The 407-nt window shown below is 71.5% G+C and carries 1 pseudogene; it reads right to left on the bottom strand.

Annotation, left to right across the window (positions count from 1 at the left end):
- Window positions 1-407, bottom strand: a pseudogene (locus tag HV826_RS36565) (VWA domain-containing protein); the annotation flags it as partial.

Below are 407 nucleotides of genomic sequence, written 5' to 3'. Positions count from 1 at the left end.
GTCCAGCGCCACCTCGTTGCCCGCGAAGTCCTTGAGGAACGAATCGCGCTGCAGGCTCACCCGCGTGCGCGTGCCCTCCTTCGCGACGGTGATGCGGTGGGACGGGCTCTCCACCACCACGTCACGGCCCACGTCGATGAGCAGGTCCATGCGCAGCCCGTAGTCCACGTTCATGCTCGTGGGCGGGGAGATGCGGTCCGCGTCCGGCACCCGCGTCGTCGGGGCCGCGCTGCCATGGCCGGTGCGGTCGCCGTGCACCGCGCCGGGCATGTACCGGGGCGCCACCAGCGTGGGCAGCATCCAGCGCACGCTGCCCTCCTCCGCGGTGAGCGTCTGCAGGAACTCCACCTCCACCAGCGTCTCCTCGCCCGGCAGCAGGTTGCCCACCTGCGCGGTGAAGACGTTGG

The sequence above is a fragment of the Myxococcus sp. AM010 genome, assembly GCF_013372585.1.
Lineage (GTDB): Bacteria > Myxococcota > Myxococcia > Myxococcales > Myxococcaceae > Myxococcus > Myxococcus vastator.
The sequence above is the reverse complement of the archived record's forward strand: the minus strand, read 5'-3'. Positions and strand labels throughout refer to the sequence as shown.